This is a genomic window from Pelagerythrobacter marinus, assembly GCF_009827515.1.
GTDB classification, from domain to species: domain Bacteria; phylum Pseudomonadota; class Alphaproteobacteria; order Sphingomonadales; family Sphingomonadaceae; genus Pelagerythrobacter; species Pelagerythrobacter marinus.
In genome coordinates this window covers 393792-417092 of sequence record NZ_WTYO01000002.1, presented here as the reverse complement: position 1 = coordinate 417092, position 23301 = coordinate 393792, and the positions used below count along the sequence as shown (strand labels likewise).

Sequence of the window (23301 nt, the reverse complement as noted above, 5' to 3'; positions counted from 1 at the left end):
TGGCTTCGGTGTCTTCCAGGTTGGGATGGACTACGGTCACCACTTTTTCTCGAACTTGTTGCGCAGGTAGATGGCCAGCCCGTTCATCACGAGGAGGAAGAGCAGGAGGACGATGATCGCCGCCGATGTCCGTTCCACGAAACCGCGGTCGATTTCATCCGACCATAGGAAGATCTGGACCGGAAGGACAGTCGCCGGCGAAGTGAACCCGTCGGGCGGGCTGGCGACGAAGGCGCGCATGCCGATCATCAGCAGCGGCGCGGTTTCGCCGAGGGCGCGGGCCATGCCGATGATCGTCCCGGTCAGGATGCCCGGCAGGGCGAGCGGCAGGACGTGGTGGAACACGACCTGCACCGGCGATGCGCCGATCGCCAGCGCGCCGTCGCGGATCGACGGCGGCACGGCCTTGATCGCGTTGCGGCCCGAGATCACGATGACCGGCATCGTCATCAGCGCCAGCGTCATGCCGCCGATCAGCGGGGCCGAGCGCATCGAGGGGAATATCCACAGGAACACGGCGAGGCCGAGCAGGCCGAAGATGATCGAGGGCACGGCCGCGAGATTGTTGATCGACACCTCGATCAGGTCGGTCCAGCGGTTCTTGGGCGCGTATTCTTCGAGGTAGAGCGCGGCCAGGACGCCGATCGGGAAGGCGAGGGCGAGGGTGACGATCATCGTCAGGATCGAGCCCTTGAGCGCGCCCCAGATGCCGACCTGCTGCGGATCGGTGGCATCGGCGCGGGTCAGGAATCCGACGTCGAAGCCGGTGTCGAGCTGGCCCGCATCCGCCAGGCGGGCGGCGAGCGCGCGCATTTCCGGCGAGCCGTCGCCGTTGAGCCCGGCCGCCAGGTCCGAACTGGCGGGCAGGTCGAAGGTCGCGCTGCCGGACAGGAGCGAGGGATCCGAAACGATCGCCTCGCCCACCTCGCGCCAGGCGCCGTTGCCCAGCTCGGCCGCGGCCTCGGCCCCCAGCTCGCGCTCGGCGAAGAACTCGACGACCGAGGGCAGGCCCTGCATCTCGAGGTTCTGCAGGCCGCCGGGCCGGGAAAGGCTCTCGGCATCGCCCGAAAGGCCGGCCTCGGCAAAGTCGATCGGCACGGTCAGCTCGGCCCGCTGGAAGCCGCCGATGCCGTTGATCGTCATCGTTGCAAGGAGGAAGGCGAGCACGACCACCGAGAACGCGATCGCGGCAATGCCGGCGAGGCGGAACCGGCGTTCCGCCGCGTAACGCTTCTTCAGCCGCGCCTCGAAGGCGGCGGTGCGGGTGGGAAGACGCTCACTCATAGGCTTCACGGAACCTCTTGACCACGCGCAGCGCAACGAAGTTCAGGCCCAGCGTGACCAGGAACAGGACGAAGCCGAGCGCGAAGGCGCTGAGCGTGGCGGGGTGATCGAAGCTGCCTTCGCCGGTCAGCATGGCGACGATCTGCACCGTCACGGTGGTCATCGCCTCCAGCGGGTTGGCGCTGAGGTTGGCCGCGGTCGAGGCGGCCATGACCACGATCATCGTTTCGCCGATCGCGCGGCTGATCGCCAGCATGACCCCGGCGACGATGCCGGGCAGCGCGGCGGGCACGAGCACACGGCGGATCGTTTCCGAGGTAGTCGCCCCCATCGCCAGGCTGCCGTCGCGCATGGCCTGCGGGACCGCGGCGATCGAATCGTCGGCCATCGAGGAAACGAAGGGGATGATCATCACCCCCATCACCAGGCCGGCGGCGAGCGCGCTCTCGCTCGACGGGTTGGACGCGCCCAGCGCCAGGGCCAGGTCGCGGATGAACGGCGCCACCGTCAGCGCGGCGAAATAGCCGTAGACCACGGTCGGCACGCCGGCCAGGATCTCCAGCGCCGGCTTGACCCACGAGCGCAGGCGCGGATCGGCATATTGCGTCAGGTAGATCGCGCTCATCAGCCCCAGCGGGATGGCCACGATCATGGCGATGATCGCGCCGATGAAGATCGTGCCCCAGAACAGCGGGATCGCGCCGTAGCGGCTAGGATCGGGATTGTCGGGGTTGGCCATCGGGTCCGGCCCCCAGTGGAGCCCGAACAGGAAATCGATCGGGTTGACCATGCCGAAGAACCGCACGGTTTCGAACACGAGGCTGACGAAGATGCCCAGCGTGGTGAGGATCGCCACCAGCGAGGCGAGGAGCAGGATCACCATGACGGTCCGCTCCACCCGCGTGCGAGCGGTGAAATCGGGCTTGATCCGCAGGAACGACCAGGCCCCGCCGAGGAACCCGAGCAGGAGCGCGACGACGATCCCGATCGTCTGGTAGCGGCCGATCGCCTCGCGATAGGGCTCCACCAGCGCGCGCGCGCCGTCGTTGAACACCGCCGGCGCCGCGCCGGTCGCGACCGCGCGCGCTTCGGCGAGGAGCGATTCGCGCTTGAAGCCGAAAGCGGGCAGGTCGGCCGCCGCCGGCGAAGCGAGGACGTGCTGGCTCACCAGTTGCGGGCCGATCACGCTCCAGGCCGCGATGAACACGACCATCGGCACGACGATCCACAGCGCCACGTACCAGGCGTGATAGCTGGGCAGGGCGGCCAGGGCGCCGGCCCCGGCGCTGCGGCGGAAGCTCCACGCGCGGGCGCGCCCGGCCAGCCAGCCGGCCAGTCCGAGCCCCAGCGCGAGCAATAGGAGAATGGTGACAGACACGCGGATCGGGACCTAGATCGCCTGGACAGGAACGGCCCCGGCTTCGCCCGAAGCAGGGGCCGCGGGCCGCATGCCCGCTGGCGCCGCCCTGTGCAAGTATTGTGACAAAATCATGACAGCCCCTCCGGTGCCGTGTCCGCCTCGCCGCCTTCCACCAGCGGGATGCGGACGATCACGCTCGTCCCCTGACCGAGCTTGCTCTGGATGTCGAGCCGCCCGCGGTGCCGTTCCACAATGTGCTTGACGATGGCAAGCCCCAGCCCCGTCCCGCCCGAGGCGCGGCTGCGGCTGGGATCGGTGCGATAGAACCGGCGGGTCAGGTGGGGCAGGTGCTCGGGCGCGATTCCCTCGCCCTTGTCGGTGACGGTCAGTTCCGCCTCCGCCTCGGGCAGGCGGCGCAGGGTCACCGTCACGGTTTCGCCCGCCGCGCCGTATTTCAGCGCGTTGTCCACCAGGTTGCGCACGAGCTGTTCGATCTGCCGGGCATCGCCGCGGATCGCGATTCCGCCGGTGCAGTCGAGCGTGACGCGGTCCTGCCGGTCGGGGCCGGCGGCGTCGCGCGCGGCGGTTTCCACCAGTTCGCGCAAGGGCAGCTCTTCCTGCGGCAGGTCGTGCTTTTCCGCTTCGACGCGCGAAAGCGACATCAGGTCGTTGACCAGGTTCTGCAGCCGCTTGGCTTCGCTCAGCACGGTGTCGAGGAACTTGCGCCGCATCTCCGGCGGGGCCTTGCCCCCGTCTTCGCGCAGGGTCTCCACATAGCCGATGATGGAAGACAGCGGGGTCCGCAGCTCGTGGCTGGCATTGGCGACGAAATCGGTGTGCGCGCGGCTGATGTCGGCTTCCGCCGTCTGGTTCAGCAGCTCGATCACGCCGAGCCCGTCGGTCAGGCGCTGGAAGTTGAGGATCCAGATGTCGCGCCGGCGGACGAGGCCCTGGACCGCGGCCTGCCCGCTCTGCCCGCGTTCGAGCAGCGAGACCGCCTCCGGGTGGCGGAAGGCGACCCGAATGTCCTGCCCCAGCACGTGGGCGCCGAGCAGGTTGCGCGCGGCCTTGTTGGCGATCGAGATGCGGCCGTTCTCGGCCACCAGCAGGGGCGTGCCCGCGTGTTCGATGAACTCGCCCATGTCGTCGCGGTTGAACGTGCCGTTGCTGACCGGCTCGACCGCGCGCGGCGGGGCGGCGACGGCGAGCCAGAGCGATCCCGCCCAGACGAGGAACACCGCGAAGGCCAGCCACCACGGGGCCCCGGCGATTCCCATGGCGACCGAGGCAATGGCCGCGAGGGCGAGGGAAGCGACGGGGAAGGCGCGATCCTGCTCCATTGCGGCGGGGCTTAGCCGCCCAAAGTTACATCGGCCAGACGAGATCGGCCGCTGTGGAACATTTTTTCGGGTGCGGGTTCGCGCTGGTGACCCCTACGGGAATCGAACCCGTGTTTCAGCCGTGAGAGGGCCGCGTCCTGACCGCTAGACGAAGGGGCCATGCCTGACGCGATGGCGTGCCACGGCCGGCGTGGCGGTGGTGACCCCTACGGGAATCGAACCCGTGTTTCAGCCGTGAAAGGGCCGCGTCCTAACCGCTAGACGAAGGGGCCAGACCGTCAGGTGCCGGTGGCGTGGCGGCGCACTTAGGGGGGCTGCACCGCGCGGTCAACCCCGTCGTGTCGATTGGCGCGATTTGTCGTGCGGCGGCCCGGCCTCGCGGCGCGCGCAGGGCGTCGCTCAGTCGGCCCAGGCCGCGTCGTCGAGGTGCAGCTCGGCCGCGGGGCGTGCGCCCCAGTCGTCGATCTTCGCCCGCCCGGCCAGCCACAGCCGCCGCCCGCGCGCGCCGTGCAGCAGCGACTGGCCCAGCTCGCTTTCGGCCAGGCGGAAGCCGATCGCCTTGAACGATCGCCCGTCGTCGCCGCTGGCGACGAGGCGCACGTGGTCGGTCCCGACGCGGTCTGCCTTGACCAGGCGGACCGGGCCGACCGCCAGTTTCGGCCCCGGCCAGCCGACCCCGAACGGGCCGGCGCGCTCCAGCGTCTCGACCAGGTCGGGGGTCAGCCCGCCGGGCGTGAGCGAGAGGTCGAGCGAGAGCACCTGCCGCGCGCTGGCGCGCTGGACCGCGCCGGCGAGGCGTTCGTCCAGCCAGTCGGCAAAGGCGTCGAGCCGCCCCGGATCGACCGTCAGCCCGGCGGCCATCGCGTGCCCGCCGCCCGCCACCAGCAGCCCGGCCTCGCGCGCGGCGATGATCGCGGCGCCCAGGTCCACCCCGGCGATCGACCGGCCCGAGCCCTTGCCCTGACCGCTCTCGTCGTCGAGCGCGACGACGACCGAGGGCTTGCCCGTCTTCTCCTTGATCCGTCCGGCGACGATCCCGATCACGCCCGGGTGCCAGCCGCGCCCGGCGAGGACCGCGACGGCGCGGTTGTGCTGGCCGGCGAGCTGTTCCTCCGCCGCTTCCTGCACCGCGGCCTCGATCGCGCGGCGTTCCTCGTTCAGCGCGGAAAGCTGCGCGGCGATGGCCTGGGCCTCCTGAACGTCCTCGGTCGTCAGCAGGCGCACGCCGAGGGTCGATTCGCCGACCCGGCCGCCGGCGTTGATCCGCGGGCCGAGCGCGAAGCCGAGATCGCTGCAGACCGGCGCGCGGGTCAGCCGGCTGGCGTCGATCAGCGCGGACATGCCGACGTTCTGCCGCTTGGCCATGACCTTGAGCCCTTGCGCGACGAAAGCGCGGTTGAGGCCGTGAAGCGCGGCGACATCGGCTACGGTGCCGAGAGCGACGAGGTCGAGCAGGCCCCTGAGATCCGGCTCGGGCCGGGAATCGAAATAGGACCGGGCGCGCAGGGTCCGCACGATCGCGACGGCAAGCAGGAAGGCGACGCCCACGGCCGCCAGATGGCCGTGCCCGGCGGCCAGGTCGCCTTCGTCGAGCCGGTTGGGATTCACCAGTGCCGCCGCCCGCGGCAGTTCGGCCGAGCACTTGTGGTGATCGACCACGATCACGTCGACCCCGGCGTCATGCGCCATGGCCAGCGCCTCGTGCGCCATGGCCCCGCAATCGACGGTGACGATCAGGCTCGATCCCTGCTCGGCCAGACGGACGAGCGCCTCCCCGCTGGGGCCGTACCCTTCCAGCAGACGGTCGGGAATGTAGTGGCCGGCATCGTGCCCCAGCATCCGCAGCAGGCGGATCAGCAGGGCGGAGCTGGTCGCCCCGTCGACGTCGTAATCGCCGTAGATGGTGATCGTTTCCCCGCCCAGCACCGCCTGGGCAATGCGTTCGGCGGCCACGTCCATGTCGCGAAAGGCGGAAGGATCGGGCAGGAAGGCGCGCAGCGTCGGGGTGCGGTGCCGCTCCAGGTCGTCGCGCGGCACCCCGCGCGAGAGCAGCAGCTGCGCGACGATATCGTCCTCCAGCCGGGCCCCGTCGCCGCCCAGCGCCATGTTGCCCCCGCGCCAGCGCCAGGCCTTGCCCGAGAGGGAGCGTTCGATGCCGAAGACGCTGGAAACCGATTGCGACGCCATGGGCTGCGTCTACCCCAGCGCGCGGCGGGGCGCCAAGCGCGCGGTTTGAACAATCGACAGCCGCGTGCGATGGTCGCGCCGCATGGCGCAGGGTTCGCGAACATTGCTGGTGGCCTGGCACAGCCGGACGGGCGCGAGCGAGGCCATGGCGCGCGCCGTGGCCGAAGGCGCCGGCGAAGCGGCCGAGCTGCTCGGCGCCGAGGCGGTCACGCCCGATCACCTGCTTCGCGCGCGGGCCTATGTCTTCGTCTGCCCGGAAAACCTCGCGAGCATGAGCGGCGCGATGAAGGAGATGTTCGATCGCTGTTACTACCCGGTGCTCGGCGAGATCGAGGGGCGCGCCTACGCCACGGTGATCGCGGCCGGGTCCGACGGGGAGGGGGCCCAGCGCCAGATCGATCGCATCGCCCGCGGCTGGCGGCTGCGGCGCGTGCTCGACCCGGTGATCGCGTGTTTCGATGCCCAGACCCCCGAAGCGATCCTCGCGCCCAAGCGCGTGCGGCCCGAACGGCTCGCGCAATGCCGCGAGATGGGCGCCGCGATGGCCGAGGGAATCGCGATCGGCATGTTCTGAGCCGCCGGCAATCGCCTCGGAACCGGAGGCGATTCGTCGCGTTCCCCTCGACCTGACACGCGATCCGGGGCAGTTTCGGCGCGGTCAGGCTGAAGGGACGCACGATTACCGACCGCGCAGCCATCGCAGGCGACCCGCGATCGCCGGGGCTCCTCCTCCTTTTCCGGGCGGGGGAGCGACCGGCCGTGGCCGCGCTGCGCCGCGCGCTCGCCCCGGCGGAGCGGGTTGCGATCACCCACGAAAGCCCGGCCGTGCGCCCGGGAAGCGCCGGCGAAACCGTCTGGGCGGAGCTGCTGATCGACGGGCTGACGTTCGACCTCGACGGCCTCGCGCCCGGCCCAGGCTTTCCCATGGACCGGCCGCGCCACTTGTTCGAGGCACCGCCGGAACTGGTCGAGAAGCCGGGAGAGGCCCTGGCGCTCGGCCCGGGCCAGCACCTTGCCGGCGGCCGGGCGACCCTGCCGGTGGTGCGCGCGCAGCTGGCGCTCGGGGCCGAACTGCTGCGCGTCTTCCCCGGGATCACCGCGCTTTCCTGGCCGCCGGCGCGGTGCCTGATGGGGCGCGGCTTCTTCCTGTCGCTGGTCGATGCCTGGCTGGCGGGCGGACCGTTTCCGGCGCTGGGGCTCACGGCCTTCCGCCGGGCGCTGGACGGGGCGGTCCAGTCGGAAGGGCTGGCCTTCTTTACCGGGCAGGAACTCCATTTCGACCCGGTCGCCTTCCCCGATCCGGTGGAGGCGAGCCGCATCGGCGTGCGGCTGGTCCACGAGATGGTCGGCCTCGGCCGGCTGACCGAACCCGTCGGCCTGGCCGCGCCCGACGGGGCGGCGCTGGCGCTGCGCCCGTCGCGCAACGGCCGTTTCGTGCGCGTGACGCGCGGCTGAGGCGTGGCCGCGACCGGGCGCCAGCGACGGGGGTTGCGGCGGCGCCCGATCCCCTTCGCATCGGTCAACCGCAAGGGCGCCCCGGGATACGACGCGGCCCTGCAGCGCCATCACCTGCTGCCCCGCCAGCTGCGCCGCCTCGCCTGGTTCGCGCCGCTGCTGGACGAACTGGGCGGTGCGCGCATCGGGCTGGAGGACTTCCGCCGCAACGGGATGCTCCTGCCCGCGCGCGAGGCGGCGGCGCTGCGCCTTGCCCTGCCGCTCCATCGCGGGCCGCACCGGGCCTATAACGAGCTGGTCGCCCAGCGCGTCGGGCAGATAGAGCGGCGCTGGTCCCGTGCCCGGGCATCGGGGGCGGAGCGGGCCGCGGCCGAGGCGCTGATGCGGCTCGAACTGCTGCAGCGCGCGCTTCGGCGGCGGCTGCTGGACGGGCGCCGCCGCCTGGTCCTCAATCGCCGCGACCCGGTCGGCGCCGGGTACGACTTTGCCGTGATGGACGCGCTCGCCGAAACGCTCTGGCGCGCGAGCGACCCTCAGACCGTCTTGGCCGAAAGCGCCTCTTTCGCCGCGTGATACTCGCGCTCCAGCCGCTCGACCCGCTCGGCCACCGTCTCGACCGCGTCGACCATGCCCACGCCCTGGCCCGATCCCCAGATGTCCTTCCACGCCTTGGCCTTGGTGTTCCCGCCGGAGCCGAAGTTCATCTTGCTCGGATCGCTCGTCGGCAGGTTGTCGGGGTCGAGCCCGGCCGCCTCGATCGAACCGCGCAGGTAGTTGCCGTGAACCCCGGTGAAGAGGTTGGTATAGACGATATCGGCCGCCCGGCTTTCGACGATGCCCTGCTTGTATCCTTCGTCCGCGTTCGCTTCCTTCGTCGCGATCCAGGGGGAGCCGATATAGGCGAAGTCCGCTCCCATCGCCTGCGCCGCGAGGACCGAGCGGCCGTGCGCGATCGAGCCGGACAGGGCGACGAGGCCGTCGAACCACTGGCGGATTTCCTGCATCAGCGCGAAGGGCGATTGCACGCCGGCATGGCCGCCGGCGCCGGCGGCGACCGGGATCAGGCCATCGGCCCCCTTCTCGATCGCCTTGCGCGCGAAGCGGTCGTTGATCACGTCGTGCATCGTGATCCCGCCCCAGCCGCGCACCGCGGTGAAGATCTCCTCCCGCGCGCCGAGCGAGGTGATGACCATCGGCACCTGCCACTTGGCGCAGACCTGCATGTCCTCTTCCAGCCGGTCGTTCGACTTATGGACGATCTGGTTGACCGCGAAGGGGGCGGCCGGGCGGTCGGGATTGTCGCGGTTGTGCGCGGCCAGTTCCTCGGTGATGCGGTGCAGCCATTCGTCGAGCACGCCCGAAGGCCGCGCGTTGAGCGCCGGGAAGGAGCCGATGATGCCTGCCTTGCACTGGGCGATCACCAGGTCCGGCCCGGAAACGATGAACAGCGGGGAGCCGATCACGGGCAGGCGCAGGCGGTCGAAGGGGGCGGGCAGGGGCATCCGTATCTCCGTTGTCGATTGCAACTTGATCGCACGGGCTATCGGTCGCAGCCCCGCTTGTCGAGATTGCCGTTACGTAAACGTCAGGCGAGCAGCGCCTCCAGCCCATAGACGCGGGCCGCCGTCCCGGCGAAGAGGGCGCGTTTCTCGTCCTCGCTCGCGCCCGATGCCAGCCGCTTGAACGCGTTCCACAGCACCGGGTAGCTCGCCCCCCAGCGATCGACGGGGTAGTTGCTTTCGAACATCGCCCGCTCGGGCCCGAAGGCCTCGATGCAGGTTTCGACGTAGGGACGCCACAGGTCGGCCAGGGTCTGCGAATCGCACCCCGCGGCGGGTCCTTCCTCGGGCATGGCGCAGAAGGCCATTGCCAGCCCGCCGAGCTTGACGGTCACGTTCTCGCATTCGGCGAGGGCACGGATGTTCGCGCGCCAGCGGTCGAACCGTTCGGGCAGGGTCCCGCGATAGGCGGCAATGCCGAGCGGCGTGCCGCAATGGTCGAGCACGATCGGCTGGTCGGGGAAGGCGCGGGCGAGTGCGATCACGTCGCCGAGCTGGGGTTCGAGCACCCAGGCATCGAACGTCAGCCCGCGGCGGCCGAGTTCGGCGAAGCCTTCGCGAAAGGCACTGTCGCCATAGAGCCCCTCGGGCGCGTGGAACGGCGGGCCGAGCACTTCGGGATCGGCATCCCACGCCCCGGCGTGGCGAATCCCGGCGAAGCGGGGGGAGGCGGCCTGCAGTGCATCGAGCACCTCGCCCGCCGCCGCGCCGCGCGCCAGGTCGGCATGGCCGACGATCGCGGCGCAGGGGCGGTATGCGCCATAGGCCCCGCTGGCCCCCTGCGCGGCGACGCCGTTGGCGAACTCGACTTCGCCCACCGGCCTGAACGGCTCGCTCCGCCCGGCATCGTAGAACGCGCCGCATTCCATGAACACGGTGGCGATCACCTTGTGGCCGCTCGTCGCATCGGCGTGGAGCTGGTCGAAGGTGTAATAGGCCGCGCCCGCGATCGCCGCCAGGAACGGGTGGCGCGGTTCGGGGAAGGCGGGGAGCAGGGGCCGCAAGTCCCACAAGTGGTGGTGCGGATCGATGATCGGCAGGTCGGGTTCGAGGATCGCTTCGCTCATCGCAGCACTCCGTTCGTCGCAGCCAGAGAACACATGGACCGCATGTTACACTGTCCTGGAGAGAAAAAGTCCGGCCGCCTGAAGCGGCCTGAAAACGGGGCGGGGAGGGGGAGCGAGCGGTCCATCGCCGGGATGCTAGCGTCCCCGGGGCCCTGTAGGAAAGAAGCGATTGGGGAGGGTGGCACGGCTGCCCTGGCCACCCCCGTCATGCCGAACGCGTTCCGGCATCCATCGCGCCGCCCCGCGTGCGCGGTAGCGGCGGCGGAATGGACGCTGACACAGGTTCAGGGTGACGGCGAAGCGGGGAAGGGCACATCGATGGGCGCCTCCCCCCTCTGCCCCAGGTCAGCTCTCGGCCCGATCGACCGCGCCGTTCGCGGCGCTCAGCACGGCGCGGACGCTGGCGGTGGCGACGTCCTCGTCGATCCCGCAGCCCCAGACCCGCTCGCCCGAGGGGAGCGCGCATTCGAGATAGGCCGCGGCGCGCGCGTGGGAGCCGGTGGACAGCGCGTGTTCGGTATAGTCGCACACTTCCAGTTCGACCCCGAAGCTTTCCTTCAGCGTCGCGACGACCGAGGAGATCAGCCCGTTGCCGCGCCCCGAAACGCGCTGCGCCCGGCCGCCGACCTCGATCGTGCCGGCAAAGACGCGGGTGCCGTCGGCCGCGCGGCTTTCCTCGTAATCGACGAGCTGGAAATGCTTGGGCCGCACCTGCACGTGGTAGGTGCGCCGGAACACGTCCCATATATCGGCCGCGTTCAGCTCGCGCCCCAGCTCGTCGGCCATGAGCTGGACCTGGCGCGAGAAATCGGCCTGCATCTTCTTGGGCAGCTTCAGCCCCTGGTCCTGTTCCAGAACCCAGGCGAACCCGCCCTTGCCGCTCTGCGAATTGACGCGGATCACCGCCTCGTAATTGCGGCCGAGGTCGGCCGGGTCGATCGGCAGGTAGGGCACGCGCCAGCGTTCGTCGTTCTGCCGCCCGTGCGCCTCGAACCCTTTCTTGATCGCGTCCTGGTGGCTGCCGGAAAAGGCGGTGAAGACCAGTTCGCCGCCATAGGGGTGGCGCTGGTGGACCGGGATCTGGTTGCAGTATTCGACCGTCTCGATCACCCGGTCGATGTCGGAGAAGTCGAGCCCCGGATCGACCCCCTGGGTATAGAGGTTGAGCGCCACGGTGACGAGGCAGCAGTTGCCCGTCCGCTCCCCATTGCCGAACAGGCAGCCTTCGACCCGGTCGGCCCCGGCCATCAGGCCCAGTTCGGCGGCCGCGACCCCGGTGCCGCGGTCGTTGTGCGTGTGCAGGCTGATCACCGCGCTTTCGCGGTTGGGCAGGTTGCGGCAGAAATACTCGATCTGGTCGGCGTAGACATTGGGCGTTGCCGCCTCGACCGTGGCCGGCAGGTTCAGGATGATCGGCCGTTCGGGCGTGGGGGCGAGCACGTCCATCACCGCCTCGCAGACCTCGATCGAGAAATCGAGCTCGGCGGTGGAGAAGGTTTCGGGCGAATACTGGAAATGCCAGTCGGTGCCCGGGCGGCTGCCGGCCTCGTCGCGCATGACTTTCGCCCCGGCGACCGCGATCTCGCGCACTTCCTCGCGGCTCATGCGGAAGACGATGTCGCGCCAGGCGGGGCTGACCGCGTTGTAGAGGTGGACGATCGCCGCGCGCGCGCCGTCGAGGCTGGCGAAGCTGGTGCGGATCAGGTCCTCGCGGCTCTGCGTGAGGACCTGGACCGTCACGTCGTCGGGAATACGGCCGGAATGGACCAGCGCCTGGATGAAATCGAACTCGGTCGCGCCCGCGCTGGGGAAGCCGACTTCGATCTCCTTCACCCCGATTTCGACCAGCAGGTCGAAGAAGCGGTTCTTCTTCACCGCGTCCATCGGGTCGACGATCGCCTGGTTGCCGTCGCGCAAGTCGGTCGAGAGCCAGCGCGGCGGGGCGGCGATCGTGCGGCTGGGCCATTGCCGGTCGGGCAGGGGCACCTGGGGGAAGGCGGCGTATTTGCGCGAAGGATCGCGGAGCATGGTCATTTCGGGTAATCTCGCACGGAAAGGTTCTGCAGTCTGTCGGCCTTGACCCCTTGGGCGCAGCGCGCGCCCACCGGCCACGCGTCAGCTCACGCCCAAGGGCGCGTAAGTCGAAGCAGGATTAGTCCGTTGCGTGTCATGCCCGCGGCAATGCGCGAAAATTGCCCGGAAGGCAAGCCATGCCGTCGCATCGCTGCGCCGGCTATTGCGGATCGCGCTTTTCGAAGGCGACGGAAAACTCCAGTTCCACCTCGTCGCCGACCATCGGGACGCCGAAGCCGAGGCCGAAATCGGACCGGTTGATCGTCGTGCGCCCTTCGAAGCCGACCGTTTCGTAGCCGGTGCGCGGCGCCGCGCCCGCGCCGGTGAAGCGCGTTTCCAGCGTGACGGGCATCATCACGCCGTTGAGCGCGAGGTCGCCGGTGACCTCGGCGCTCGTGCCGTCGGCGCCGATCGTCACCGCGGTCGACGTGAAGCGCGCGGGCATCGGGTCGGGCCCGAAGAAATCGGGGCTGCCCCCGTCCTTGCCCGGGCGCAGCAGGTGTTCGCGCAGGCCCTCGCTCGGCACGGTCACGCCGGCGACCGGGATCGTCACGTCCACGCTGGCCTGGCCCGGGTTGGCCGGGTCGAGCGTCAGCGTGCCGTCGACGTCGCCGAAGATGCCGAAATAGTCGTTGAAGCCCATGTGGTCGACGCGCCACTGGACCATGCTGTGCGACGGATCGGCGAGGTACGTGCCCCCGCTGACCCGCGCGGGATCGGCCCGGCCGGGCGCCTCGCCGGGCGTTCCCTGCGCGATCAGCGTGCCGGTGGCCGCCAGCGCGAAAGCGGCGGCCCCGATCGTGGCGACAAGACGTGTGCTGCGCATTTTCCCGGTCCCCTCTGTTCCTCGCGGGTTCGTTCGCGGACCGGGAGAATGCCGTCAGTTCTTCGCCTTGTCGACCAGCTTGTTCTTGCCGATCCAGGGCATCATCGCGCGCAGTTGCGACCCGGTCTGCTCGATCGGGTGCGCCTCGGCCGCCTTGCGCGCGGCCTTCAGCTCGGGCTGGCCGGCGCGGTTGTCGAGCACGAAGTCCTTGACGAAGCGGCCCGACTGGATGTCCGCCAGCACGCGCTTCATTTCCGCCTTCGTCTCGTCGGTGATGATCCGCGGGCCGGTGGTGATGTCGCCGTATTCGGCGGTGTTGCTGATCGAATAGCGCATGTTCGCGATCCCGCCTTCATAGAGCAGGTCCACGATCAGCTTGGTTTCGTGGAGGCATTCGAAATAGGCCATTTCGGGCGCGTAGCCGGCTTCGACCAGCGTTTCGAACCCGGCCTGGATCAGGTGGGTGATGCCGCCGCACAGCACGGCCTGTTCGCCGAACAGGTCGGTTTCGCACTCTTCCTTGAAATTGGTTTCGATAATGCCGCTGCGCCCGCCGCCGACGCCGCTGGCATAGGCGAGGGCGAGATCGTGGGCATTGCCGGTCGCGTCCTGGTGGACGGCGATCAGGCAGGGCACGCCGCCGCCGCGCTGGTATTCGCTGCGCACGGTGTGGCCGGGGCCCTTGGGCGCGATCATGATCACGTCGATATCGGCGGGCGGTTCGATCAGCCCGAAATGGATGTTGAGCCCGTGGGCGAAGGCAAGCGCGCTGCCCGGCTTCATGTTGCCGGCCAGATCGTTCTGCCAGATCGCGGCCTGGTGCTCGTCGGGCGCGAGGATCATCAGGATGTCGGCCCAGGCGGCCGCTTCGCTGTTGCTCATCACGGTGAAGCCGGCGTCCTGCGCCTTCTTCGCGGTGGCGGAACCTTCGCGCAGCGCGATCGCGACTTCGCCGACCCCGCTGTCGCGCAGGTTCTGGGCATGGGCGTGGCCCTGGCTGCCATAGCCGAGCACGGCGATCTTCTTGCCGGTGATCAGGTTCAGGTCGGCATCGGCGTCGTAATAGACTTTCATCTCTCGTCCTTCACTGTGCAATCGTCATGCTGAACCCGCTCCAGCATCCAGTTTCGCCATGCGCGAAGCGCTAACGGATTGCTGGCCGCTCGAACAAGCTCGGCGCGACGTGGAATTTCTTGTCCCGGGCCTAGGCTCCCTCGGCGCCGCGCATCATGCCGACGATCCCGGTCCGGCCGACCTCGACCAGCCCCAGCTCGCGCATCAGGCCGACGAAGCTGTCGACTTTCTCCGGCGGGCCGGTGATCTCGAAGATGAAGCTGCCGGTGGTCGTGTCCACCGGGCGGGCGCGGAAGATATCGGCCAGGCGCAGCGCCTCGACCCGCTTTTCGCCGGTGCCCGCGACCTTGACCAGCGCCAGCTCGCGCTCGACGTGGGGGCCTTCCTCGGTCAGGTCGACGACCTTGTGGACCGGGACCAGCCGGTCGAGCTGGGCGTGGATCTGGTCGATCACCGCGGGCGGGCCGTTGGTGACGATCGTGATCCGGCTGACCGCGTGGTTTTCCGTGATGTCGGCAACGGTCAGGCTGTCGATGTTGTATCCGCGCGCGGTGAAGAGCCCGGCGATCTTGGCGAGGATGCCGGCCTCGTTGTCCACCGTGATCGCCAGGACGTGGCGCTGCGATGCCTGCTGCGTGATCTGCATTGTCGCCTGCCCCCTAGACCAGTGCCTTGGCTTCATCGTTCATCGTCCCGCTGACCATGTCGCCATAGAGCAGCATCTCGGTATGGGCCGCGCCGCTCGGGATCATCGGGAAGCAGTTGGCTTCCTTCGACACCAGGCAATCGACCATGACCGGCCCGTCGTGCGCGATCATCGCCTCGATCCCCGCGTCCAGCCCGGCCTCGTCCTCGATCCGGATGCCCTTCCAGCCATAGGCTTCGGCGAGCTTCACGAAATCGGGCAGGCTGTCGGAATAGGAATTGGAATATCGGCTTTCATAGGTCAGCTCCTGCCACTGGCGGACCATGCCCATGTACTCGTTGTTGAGGATGAAGACCTTGACCGGCAGGCGATACTGGCTGGCGGTGCCCAGTTCCTGGATGTTCATCTGGATGCTCGCCTCGCCCGCGATGTCGATCACCAGCGCTTCCGGGTTGCCGAGCTGCGCGCCGATCGCGGCCGGCAGGCCATAGCCCATCGTGCCCAGGCCGCCGCTGGTCAGCCAGCGGTTGGGGCCGGTGAAGCCGAAATACTGCGCGGCCCACATCTGGTGCTGGCCCACCTCGGTCGAGACGATCGGGTTCTGCCTGCGGGTCAGGGCGTGGAGGCGCTCGATCGCCTTCTGCGGCATGATCGCCGCCGGGTTGGGCGGATAGGCGAGCGATTCGCACGCGCGCCAGCCGGCGACGCGCGCCTTCCATTCGCCGAGGTCGCGGGCCTCGCGGTTGCCCCAGGCGCCGACGATCTGTTCCAGCACTTGCGCGCAATCGCCCAGGATCGCGAGGTCCACCGGCACCGTCTTGTTGATCGAGCTTCGATCGATGTCGATGTGGATCTTCTCCGAATCGGGCGAGAACGCATCGAGCCGCCCGGTCACGCGGTCGTCGAAACGGGCGCCGATGCAGACCATCAGGTCGCACCGGTTCATCGCCATGTTCGCCTCGTAGGTGCCGTGCATCCCGACCATGCCCAGCCAGTCCGGGTGGTCGCAGGGAAAGGCGCCGAGACCCATCAGCGTGCTGGTGACCGGCGCCCCGGTGAGTTCCTGCAGCCGGCGCAGCAGCTCGCTCGCCCGCGGGCCGGAGTTGATGACGCCGCCGCCGGTATAGAACAGGGGCCGTTCCGCCCGGGCCAGCATGTCCACCGCGCGGGCGATCGCCGCCTCGTCGCCGGCGGTCTGCGGGGCATAGCGGGTGGAGGGGAGGGCCAGGTCGTCCTGCCCCGACCAGCTCGCCAGCGCGATCTGGACGTCCTTGGGAATGTCCACCACGACCGGGCCCGGCCGCCCGGTGGTCGCGATGCGGAAGGCTTCCTCGATCGTGGCGCGCAGCTGCGCCGGGTCCTTCACCAGGTAATTGTGCTTCGTGCAGTGGCGCGTGATGCCGACGGTGTCGGCTTCCTGGAACGCGTCGGTCCCGATCAGCGCGGTCGGCACCTGCCCGGTGATGACGACCATCGGGATCGAATCCATGAAGGCGTCGGCAATGCCGGTGACGGCATTGGTCGCCCCGGGGCCGGAGGTGACGAGGACGACGCCCGGCCTGCCGGTCGAGCGGGCATAGCCTTCCGCCGCGTGGGCCGCGCCGGCTTCGTGCCGCACGAGGATGTGGCGAATGCGCTCGTCCGAAAAGAGCTCGTCATAGATCGGCAGCACGGCGCCGCCGGGGTAGCCGAAGACGAATTCGACCCCCTGGCTGACCAGGCATTCGATCAGGATGGACGCGCCGCTGCGCTCCTCCGCCATTGTTCGACCCTTTCCTCGTCCTTCGTGTCGCTTCGTCCGGGCAGCGGATCGACGCCCCGGAAAAAGATCGACCCGGCGCGAGGGGGACGCGCCGGGCCAATATCGATCCGTTGACTCATCGCCTATGGGACAGAATATGATATGTCAAGGCCTATCGGTGAAACAATGATGCGAATGTATCGGGTAGAGAATCGCAATATGTCTCCATCCGGTGCCATTCTTGCGGCGGCTGCCGGCGGAACCAGGTGTACTGGCGCTTCGCATACTGGCGCGTCGCCTGCTGGCCGGCGGCAATCGCCTCGTCGCGCGACGTCTCGCCGGCCAGCCAGCCGGCGATCTGCGTCACACCGATCGCGCGCATGACCGGCAGGCCGGGATCGAGGCGGCGGGCGAGCAGGGCCTCGACTTCCCCGACCGCGCCGTTTTCCATCATCGCGACGAAGCGCCGGTCGCAGCGTTCGTGGAGCCAGGCCCGGTCGGGCAGGAGGATCAGCGGGTGCAGCGCCACCTGCGCCCCGATCCCGCCCTCGCGCCGCGCCTGCCAGTGCGAAAGCGGCCTGCCGGTGGAGCGGACGACCTCGAGCGCGCGGGCAACGCGGGTCGTGTCGGCGGGGGCGAGCGCGGCGGCGCGCGCAGGGTCGAGGCGTGCCAGCTCGGCATGGGCCTCGGCCACCGGCAGCGCGCGCACCGCCTCGCGCACCGCGGGATCGATCGGCGGCACCGGCGCGATCCCGTCGAGCAGGGTCCGCAGGTAAAGCCCGGTGCCCCCGACGAGGACGGGCACGCCGCCGCGCGCATGGACGGCGGCGATTTCCCGGCGCGCGGCCGCGGCCCAGTCGGCCGCCGAACAGGGATCGGCCCCGTCCCAGGCGCCGAACAGGCGGTGCGGCACGCCGGCGGTCTCCGCCTCCGACGGCCGGGCGCTGAGCACGCGCAAGTCGCGATAGACCTGGGCGCTGTCGGCATTGATCACGCGGGCCTCGCGCCCGCTGTCGAGCACCGCCCGCGCCAGGCGCACGGCCAGATCGCTCTTGCCGCTGGCGGTGGGCCCTGCAATGAGCGCGACCGGCGGCCGCCCGTCGCCGGCAATCGGAGGAATCTCGGTGCTCATCGCCCGGCTGATAGCAGACCCGGCCACGCTGGAAACACGCCTCGACCGCGCGACCGCCGCGCTGGAGAAGGAGGGGATGCGCGTCGCGCTCGCGCAGATGCACGATTTCTGCGGCGACGTGCTGCAGCTGAGCCTGCCCGAAGGCGATCCCGCGACGCTGCGCGGGCTGCTGGACGAGCATTTCGCCCCGGCCGACCTGCTGGTCTCGCGGCGGGAAATCGCGGTGCCGGACCTGTTCGTGTCGGACATGGATTCGACCATGATCGGCCAGGAATGCATCGACGAGCTGGCCGACTTCGCCGGTTTCCGCGACCGCGTGGCCGCGATTACCGAGCGTGCGATGCAGGGCGAGCTCGATTTCGCCAGCGCGCTGGCCGAACGCGTCGGCCTGCTCGCGGGGCTGGGGGAAGACAGCATCGCGGATTGCCTTGCCGAGCGCATCCGCCCGATGGAGGGCGCGCGCACGCTGGTCGCCACGCTGAAGGCGCGCGGGTGCCGCACCGTGCTGGTGACCGGCGGTTTCCACCATTTCGCCGACCCGGTGGCCGATCAGCTCGGCTTCGACCGCGTCGTGGGCAACCGGCTGGCGGTCGCCGGGGGCAAGCTGACCGGCGCGCTCGCCGGGGCGATCACCGATAGCGCGGTGAAGGAACGCGTGCTGCGCGAAGAGGCCGAGGGTATCGGGCCGGAGGCGACCAGCCTCGCCACCGGCGACGGGGCCAACGACATCCCGATGCTGGCCGCCGCGACCTGGGGCATTGCCTTCCGCGCCAAGCCGCGCGCGCGCGCGGCCGCCGACGGGACGATCGACCGCGGCGACCTGACCGCCGTGCTCGAACTGTTCGGCATCCCGCGCGAAGAATGGGTGGCCTGAACCGGCGCGCGCCGGCCGGCGGCGCGGCGCCCCCGGGGTCCCTTTCAATCTGCAACCGACCTGTTATATTGACAGGCGTGTCAGTAAAGGATGCCCTGTCATGACCAGTCCGCAGGCCCTGCCAGACGCCGGGGCGGCCGCCCGTGCCGCCGACGGCACGCCCTTCCGCAATCCCGCCCGGCCGCAGCCGCGGCGCAATGTCCGCAAGGCGCTCCACCATTTCCGCGAGCTGATCAAGGACAAGGAAGACACCGAGCAGGTGTTTCACATCTACGAGGCGCTGCCTTCGCGCACGTTCATCCCGCGCGCCCGCGCTCTGACGCTGAGCGCGGAAGGGGAGGCCCTGCGCGCCAGCGAGCCTTTCCTGCCCCCGATCCTTGACGATCACGAGGCGCTGCTGAAACTGCCCGAGGGCAGCGTGGCCCATGCCTATGTCGATTTCATGCGCCGCGAGGGGTTGAGCGCGGCGGGCCTGGTGGCCGAATCGGAGAAGATGGGGCGGCCGAAATACGGCGACCTGATCGAATGGTTCGCATTCCGCCAGCGCGACACGCACGACCTGATGCATGTCCTGACCGGCTATGGCCGCGACGCGCTGGGCGAACAGTGCGTGCTGCTGTTCACCCACGGGCAGAGCCCGAGCCACGGGCACCTCCTGCTCGGCTATGCCGGGGCGCTGAACATCCGCAAGCAGGTCAAGAGCCGGGCCCCGGTCTTCCGCGCGGTGCGCCAGGCGCACCGGATCGGCAAGGGCTGCCCCCCGATCGTCGCGATGGCGATCCGCGATCTCCTCGCGATGGACCTGGGCGAGGCGCGCCGACGGCTGCGGATCGCCGAGCCGACCTGGTACCACCGCTGTCACGAGGTCTGGCGCAGCGAGGGGATCGACCCCTACGACCTGCTGGCCAGCGAGCGGACGCCGGCCTCGCAGCCCGCCACCGCCTGACATTCCGGCCGGCCGCGGGCCGGGTCAGAGCCAGCTGGCGATCGTGTCGAGCGGCTTCTTGCGCAGCGCGTGGTCTGGCACGGTGGCATCGGGCGCAGGATGGCCGGCGACGACGATCATCAGCGGCTTTTCATGCGCCGGGCGGCCGCAGATCTCGCGCAGGAAGCCCATCGGGGAGGGCGTGTGCGTCAGCGTCGCCAGGCCCGCTTCGTGCAGGGTCGCGAGCAGCAATCCGCAGGCCAGGCCCACGCTTTCGGTCACGTAGTAGTTCGACGTCTCGCCGTCTTCCTCGATCCCGCCCTTGCGCTGCGCGAAGCAGACGATCAGCCAGGGCGCGATCTCCAGGAACGGCTTGTCGTGATCGGTCCCCAGCGGGGCGAGGGCGGCCAGCCATTCCTCGCTCGCACGCTCGGCATAGAAGGCGCGTTCCTCTTCCTCCGCGGCGAGGCGGATGGCGCGCTTCGCTTCGGCGGAGGAGACGGCGGCGAAATGCCACGGCTGATGGTTCGCGCCCGAAGGCGCGGTGCCGGCGGCGGCGATCGCGTGTTCGATCACTTCGCGCGGCACCGGCCTGTCGGTGAAGGCGCGACAGGTGCGGCGGCCGGCAAGCCGTTCGCAGGCCGCGCGGGCCCGGGCGATCCGCTCGTCGTCGCTTAGCGCGGGCGGCGCGGGGTAGGGGCGCTCGGTCACCGGCGCTCCTCCCCGCAGGCGATCCGCGCGCGGCGGGGGGAGGCGGGGCCGCCGATCAGGCTTCCATCCATTCGCGAAAGAAGCTTTCGTGCGCGGCGCGCAAGTCGGTCAGCGGCACGCCGGCCACGCTGTCGCCGCCGACCGTGCCGATCCGCCGGACCGGGATGCCCGCGGCCTCCACCCGGTCGGGCTGGCCGGTCGTGACGACGTAGCGGCCCTGATCCTCGCCGAAAGCGGCCGCGGGGCCGCCCAGCGCGTCGAGCGAGCAGCCGATATTGCCCGCCAGCGCCATTTCGGCCAGCGCGACCAGCAGCCCGCCGTCGGACACGTCGTGGACCGCGGTGGCCAGCCCTTCGCCGATCAGGCGGCGGACGAACTCGCCCCGTGCGCGCTCCTGCGCGAGGTCGACCGGCGGGGCCTCGCCCGCCTCGCTGCCGTGGACCACGCGCAGCCAGAGCGACTGGCCGAGGTGGCGCGCCTCCTCGCCGACGAGCAGGATCGCGTCGCCTTCGGCAGCGAAGCCGATCCGGGCCATCGCGCCGTAATCTTCCAGCAGGCCGACCCCGCCGATCGCGGGGGTGGGCAGGATCGCGCTGCCGCCGCCGGTCGCCTTGCTCTCGTTATAAAGGCTGACGTTGCCGCTCACGATCGGGAAGTCGAGCGCGCGGCAGGCATCGCCCATGCCATCGAGGCAGCCGGTGAACTGGGCCATGATCTCGGGCCGCTGGGGATTGGCGAAGTTGAGGCAGTTGGTCACCGCGAGCGGGCGCGCGCCCACGGCGCAGAGATTGCGATAGGCCTCCGCGATCGCCTGCTTCCCGCCTTCGTAGGGATCGGCATGGCAGTATCGCGGGGTGCAGTCGGTCGTCATCGCCAGCGCCTTGCGCGTGCCGTGGACCCGCACCACGCCGGCATCGCCGCCGGTCTGCAGCGTGTCGGCGCCGACCTGGCTGTCGTACTGCTCCGCGATCCAGCGACGCGAGGCGAGGTCGGGGCTGGCGACCAGCTTCAGCAGGTCCGCGCCCAGATCGGTGCTGCCGGGCGCGGTCTCGAGCGGCTGGACCCCGGCCCAGGCCCGGTAATCCTCGCGGCTCATCGCCGGCCTGTCGTAGAGCGGCGCGTCGGCGGCGAGCGGGCCGAGCGGGATGTCGCACACGACCTCGCCCTCGAATTCCAGCACCATGTGCCGGGTGTCGGTCACTTCGCCAATGACCGCGAAATCCAGTTCCCACTTGCGGAAGATCTCTTCCGCCATGGCTTCCTTGCCGGGCTTCAGCACCATGAGCATCCGCTCCTGGCTTTCGCTCAGCATCATCTCGTAAGGTGTCATCCCCTCTTCGCGGCAGGGGACCTTGTTCATGTCCAGCCGGATGCCGGCCTTGCCGTTGGTGGCCATCTCGACGCTGGACGAGGTGAGCCCGGCGGCGCCCATGTCCTGGATCGCGACGATCGCGTCGGTCGCCATGAGCTCGAGGCAGGCCTCGATCAGCAGTTTTTCGGTGAAAGGGTCGCCGACCTGGACGGTGGGGCGCTTTTCCTCCGCATCCTCGCCGAAATCGGCGCTGGCCATCGTCGCCCCGTGGATCCCGTCGCGCCCGGTCTTGGAACCGACGTAGACGATCGGGTTCCCGACGCCGGTGGCCGCGGAATAGAAGATCTTGTCGGCATCGGCGACGCCCACGGTCATCGCGTTGACCAGGATATTGCCGTCGTAGGCCGGATGGAAGTTGGTTTCCCCGGCCACCGTCGGCACGCCCACGCAGTTGCCGTAGCCGCCGATCCCGGCGACCACGCCCTGGACGAGGTGCTTCATCTTGGGATGATCGGGCCGGCCGAAGCGCAGCGCGTTGAGGTTCGCGACCGGGCGCGCGCCCATCGTGAACACGTCGCGCAGGATGCCGCCGACGCCGGTGGCCGCGCCCTGGTAGGGCTCGATATAGCTCGGGTGGTTGTGGCTCTCCATCTTGAAGATCGCCGCCTGCCCGTCACCGATGTCGACCACGCCCGCGTTTTCGCCCGGGCCGCAGATGACCCAGGGCGCCTCGGTCGGCAGTTTCTTGAGGTGGATGCGGGAGGACTTGTAGGAGCAATGCTCCGACCACATGACCGAGAAGATGCCGAGTTCGACCAGGTTCGGTTCGCGCCCGAGCGCGTGGAGGACGCGTTCGTATTCCTCGGGGCTGAGGCCGTGCTGCTCGACGACTTCGGGGGTGATCGCGGACTCGGTGCGGGACTCGGGGGTAGCCATGCGCGCGCCCTTACGTTTCAATGCCGCGAAGGGCAACGATCCATGCGCCCCGGCCGGCGCTGTTCAGCGCCGGGCGGTCGCGACGCCAAGGCCGATCTCGCGCCGGTGCCAGCGCGTGTCGCCGACCCACCAGGCGATCCACGTCGCGAGGGCGAAGGAGGCCAGCGCGAGGAGGTAGAGGCCCGGCCCGGCCGATTCGGGCTGCGGGCCGATCCAGTTGGCCAGCTGCATCGCCAGCAGCACGGCCAGCAGGACCAGCGGCGGCCCGGCAGGGCCCCGTGTGCGCCGCAGGTAGAACGCGAAAGCCCCCAGCGTCGGCGCCAGCTCCAGCGGAATGGCGATCTCGGGCCGGTCCCACAGGCCCAGGCCCAGCTTGCGCTCCCCGCCCGCCAGCGTCAGGTCGGGCCGGTGCACCAGCAGGTCGAGGAACCAGTGCGAGAGGACCACCGCCCCGCCGACCAGCGCCGCCGGCAGGTCGCGCCGCCAGGCCAGCAGCACGGCGACGAAGGCGAGCGCCCAGGCGGCCGTGCCGGCCAGGCTGTGGGTATAGGGCATGTGATAGAGGTCCAGCGGGTTCATCGCCGTCGCGCCCGGCGTTATCCGCAGTTTCTCGATCCCGAACGCGGCGAGGGCGAAGAAGCCCCAGTCCACCAGCTGCGCGGCGACGAACAGCACCCCCAGTTTCGGCGCCCGCCGGCTCGCGGCCCCGGCGAGGAAGGCGGCGGACCAGTGGCCGATGAACACTTACTGCGCCCCGGCCGGGCGCGTGCCGGCCCCGCATGGGCCCGGCCCGTGGCGG

Annotated in this window: 20 protein-coding genes and 2 tRNA genes; 5 read left to right on the top strand and 17 right to left on the bottom strand. The window is 70.0% G+C overall.

Going from position 1 to position 23301, the window contains the following annotated elements; translation table 11 throughout:
• Positions 1 to 36: 36 nt before the first annotated feature.
• The 6 genes from pstA to recJ form a co-directional block, all read right to left on the bottom strand.
• A complete protein-coding gene (gene pstA, locus GRI72_RS05855; RefSeq protein WP_160732992.1) occupies positions 37 to 1284 on the bottom strand; it encodes a phosphate ABC transporter permease PstA in 1248 nt (415 codons plus the stop codon).
• Positions 1277 to 2662 (bottom strand): phosphate ABC transporter permease subunit PstC, encoded by a 1386-nt coding sequence (pstC, locus tag GRI72_RS05850; RefSeq protein ID WP_160732991.1) that lies wholly within the window; start codon positions 2660 to 2662, stop codon positions 1277 to 1279. The genes pstA and pstC overlap by 8 nt, the downstream gene beginning before the upstream one ends.
• Before the next feature lie 110 nt (positions 2663 to 2772).
• Positions 2773 to 3984, bottom strand: a complete 1212-nt coding sequence (locus GRI72_RS05845) for an ATP-binding protein (RefSeq protein ID WP_160732990.1) — start codon at positions 3982 to 3984, stop codon at positions 2773 to 2775.
• A gap of 84 nt (positions 3985 to 4068) precedes the next feature.
• A tRNA-Glu gene (locus GRI72_RS05840) sits at positions 4069 to 4143 on the bottom strand.
• 38 nt (positions 4144 to 4181) lie between these two features.
• Positions 4182 to 4256 (bottom strand) — tRNA-Glu (locus GRI72_RS05835).
• A gap of 127 nt (positions 4257 to 4383) precedes the next feature.
• Positions 4384 to 6171 carry a single-stranded-DNA-specific exonuclease RecJ gene (gene recJ, locus GRI72_RS05830; protein WP_160732989.1) on the bottom strand — a complete coding sequence of 596 codons (1788 nt, stop codon included), beginning with the start codon at positions 6169 to 6171 and terminating at the stop codon, positions 4384 to 4386.
• 82 nt (positions 6172 to 6253) lie between these two features.
• Here recJ and GRI72_RS05825 point away from each other — a divergent pair, with 82 nt between their 5' ends.
• The 3 genes from GRI72_RS05825 to GRI72_RS05815 all read left to right on the top strand — a co-directional run bounded on the left by GRI72_RS05825 (position 6254) and on the right by GRI72_RS05815 (position 8199).
• Positions 6254 to 6745, top strand: coding sequence for a flavodoxin family protein (locus GRI72_RS05825; RefSeq protein WP_160732988.1), 492 nt, complete (start codon positions 6254 to 6256; stop codon positions 6743 to 6745).
• A gap of 185 nt (positions 6746 to 6930) precedes the next feature.
• A complete protein-coding gene (locus GRI72_RS05820) occupies positions 6931 to 7626 on the top strand; it encodes a hypothetical protein (RefSeq protein ID WP_160732987.1) in 696 nt (231 codons plus the stop codon).
• Between the two features lie 3 nt (positions 7627 to 7629).
• The gene (locus GRI72_RS05815) at positions 7630 to 8199 is read left to right on the top strand and encodes an AHH domain-containing protein (protein WP_337191143.1); all 570 of its coding nucleotides are present in this window, start codon (positions 7630 to 7632) and stop codon (positions 8197 to 8199) included.
• On the opposite strand, the gene GRI72_RS05810 is transcribed toward GRI72_RS05815, so the two are convergent.
• The 8 genes from GRI72_RS05810 to miaA form a co-directional block, all read right to left on the bottom strand.
• A complete protein-coding gene (locus GRI72_RS05810) occupies positions 8160 to 9128 on the bottom strand; it encodes an NAD(P)H-dependent flavin oxidoreductase (protein WP_160732986.1) in 969 nt (322 codons plus the stop codon). The two genes, GRI72_RS05815 and GRI72_RS05810, sit on opposite strands and share 40 nt — an antisense overlap.
• Before the next feature lie 83 nt (positions 9129 to 9211).
• Entirely contained in the window at positions 9212 to 10252 is a 1041-nt protein-coding gene (locus GRI72_RS05805) for an amidohydrolase family protein (RefSeq protein WP_160732985.1), read from the bottom strand.
• Positions 10253 to 10597: 345 nt separating this feature from the next.
• Positions 10598 to 12286, bottom strand: a complete 1689-nt coding sequence (gene leuA / locus GRI72_RS05800) for a 2-isopropylmalate synthase (protein WP_160732984.1) — start codon at positions 12284 to 12286, stop codon at positions 10598 to 10600.
• A 199-nt stretch (positions 12287 to 12485) separates the two neighbouring features.
• Positions 12486 to 13151: a YceI family protein gene (locus GRI72_RS05795; protein ID WP_160732983.1), complete on the bottom strand. Its 666-nt coding sequence runs from the start codon at positions 13149 to 13151 to the stop codon at positions 12486 to 12488.
• Positions 13152 to 13205: 54 nt separating this feature from the next.
• A complete protein-coding gene (ilvC, locus tag GRI72_RS05790) occupies positions 13206 to 14225 on the bottom strand; it encodes a ketol-acid reductoisomerase (RefSeq protein WP_160732982.1) in 1020 nt (339 codons plus the stop codon).
• Between the two features lie 130 nt (positions 14226 to 14355).
• Positions 14356 to 14871, bottom strand: coding sequence for an acetolactate synthase small subunit (ilvN, locus tag GRI72_RS05785; protein WP_160732981.1), 516 nt, complete (start codon positions 14869 to 14871; stop codon positions 14356 to 14358).
• Between the two features lie 13 nt (positions 14872 to 14884).
• Positions 14885 to 16633, bottom strand: a complete 1749-nt coding sequence (gene ilvB / locus GRI72_RS05780; RefSeq protein ID WP_160732980.1) for a biosynthetic-type acetolactate synthase large subunit — start codon at positions 16631 to 16633, stop codon at positions 14885 to 14887.
• Positions 16634 to 16784: 151 nt separating this feature from the next.
• The gene (gene miaA, locus GRI72_RS05775; RefSeq protein WP_160732979.1) at positions 16785 to 17744 is read right to left on the bottom strand and encodes a tRNA (adenosine(37)-N6)-dimethylallyltransferase MiaA; all 960 of its coding nucleotides are present in this window, start codon (positions 17742 to 17744) and stop codon (positions 16785 to 16787) included.
• On the opposite strand from miaA, the gene serB reads away from it, so the two are divergent.
• Positions 17737 to 18618, top strand: a complete 882-nt coding sequence (gene serB / locus GRI72_RS05770; protein ID WP_160732978.1) for a phosphoserine phosphatase SerB — start codon at positions 17737 to 17739, stop codon at positions 18616 to 18618. The genes miaA and serB overlap by 8 nt on opposite strands.
• A gap of 100 nt (positions 18619 to 18718) precedes the next feature.
• Positions 18719 to 19564, top strand: a complete 846-nt coding sequence (locus GRI72_RS05765; protein WP_160732977.1) for a Coq4 family protein — start codon at positions 18719 to 18721, stop codon at positions 19562 to 19564.
• A 24-nt stretch (positions 19565 to 19588) separates the two neighbouring features.
• Here the strand turns inward: GRI72_RS05765 and GRI72_RS05760 are convergent, their stop codons facing one another.
• The 3 genes from GRI72_RS05760 to GRI72_RS05750 form a co-directional block, all read right to left on the bottom strand.
• A complete protein-coding gene (locus GRI72_RS05760) occupies positions 19589 to 20254 on the bottom strand; it encodes a nitroreductase family protein (RefSeq protein ID WP_160732976.1) in 666 nt (221 codons plus the stop codon).
• 55 nt (positions 20255 to 20309) lie between these two features.
• Positions 20310 to 22502, bottom strand: coding sequence for a phosphoribosylformylglycinamidine synthase subunit PurL (purL, locus tag GRI72_RS05755; RefSeq protein WP_160732975.1), 2193 nt, complete (start codon positions 22500 to 22502; stop codon positions 20310 to 20312).
• 63 nt (positions 22503 to 22565) lie between these two features.
• Positions 22566 to 23246, bottom strand: coding sequence for a hypothetical protein (locus tag GRI72_RS05750; protein ID WP_160732974.1), 681 nt, complete (start codon positions 23244 to 23246; stop codon positions 22566 to 22568).
• Positions 23247 to 23301 lie beyond the last annotated feature (55 nt).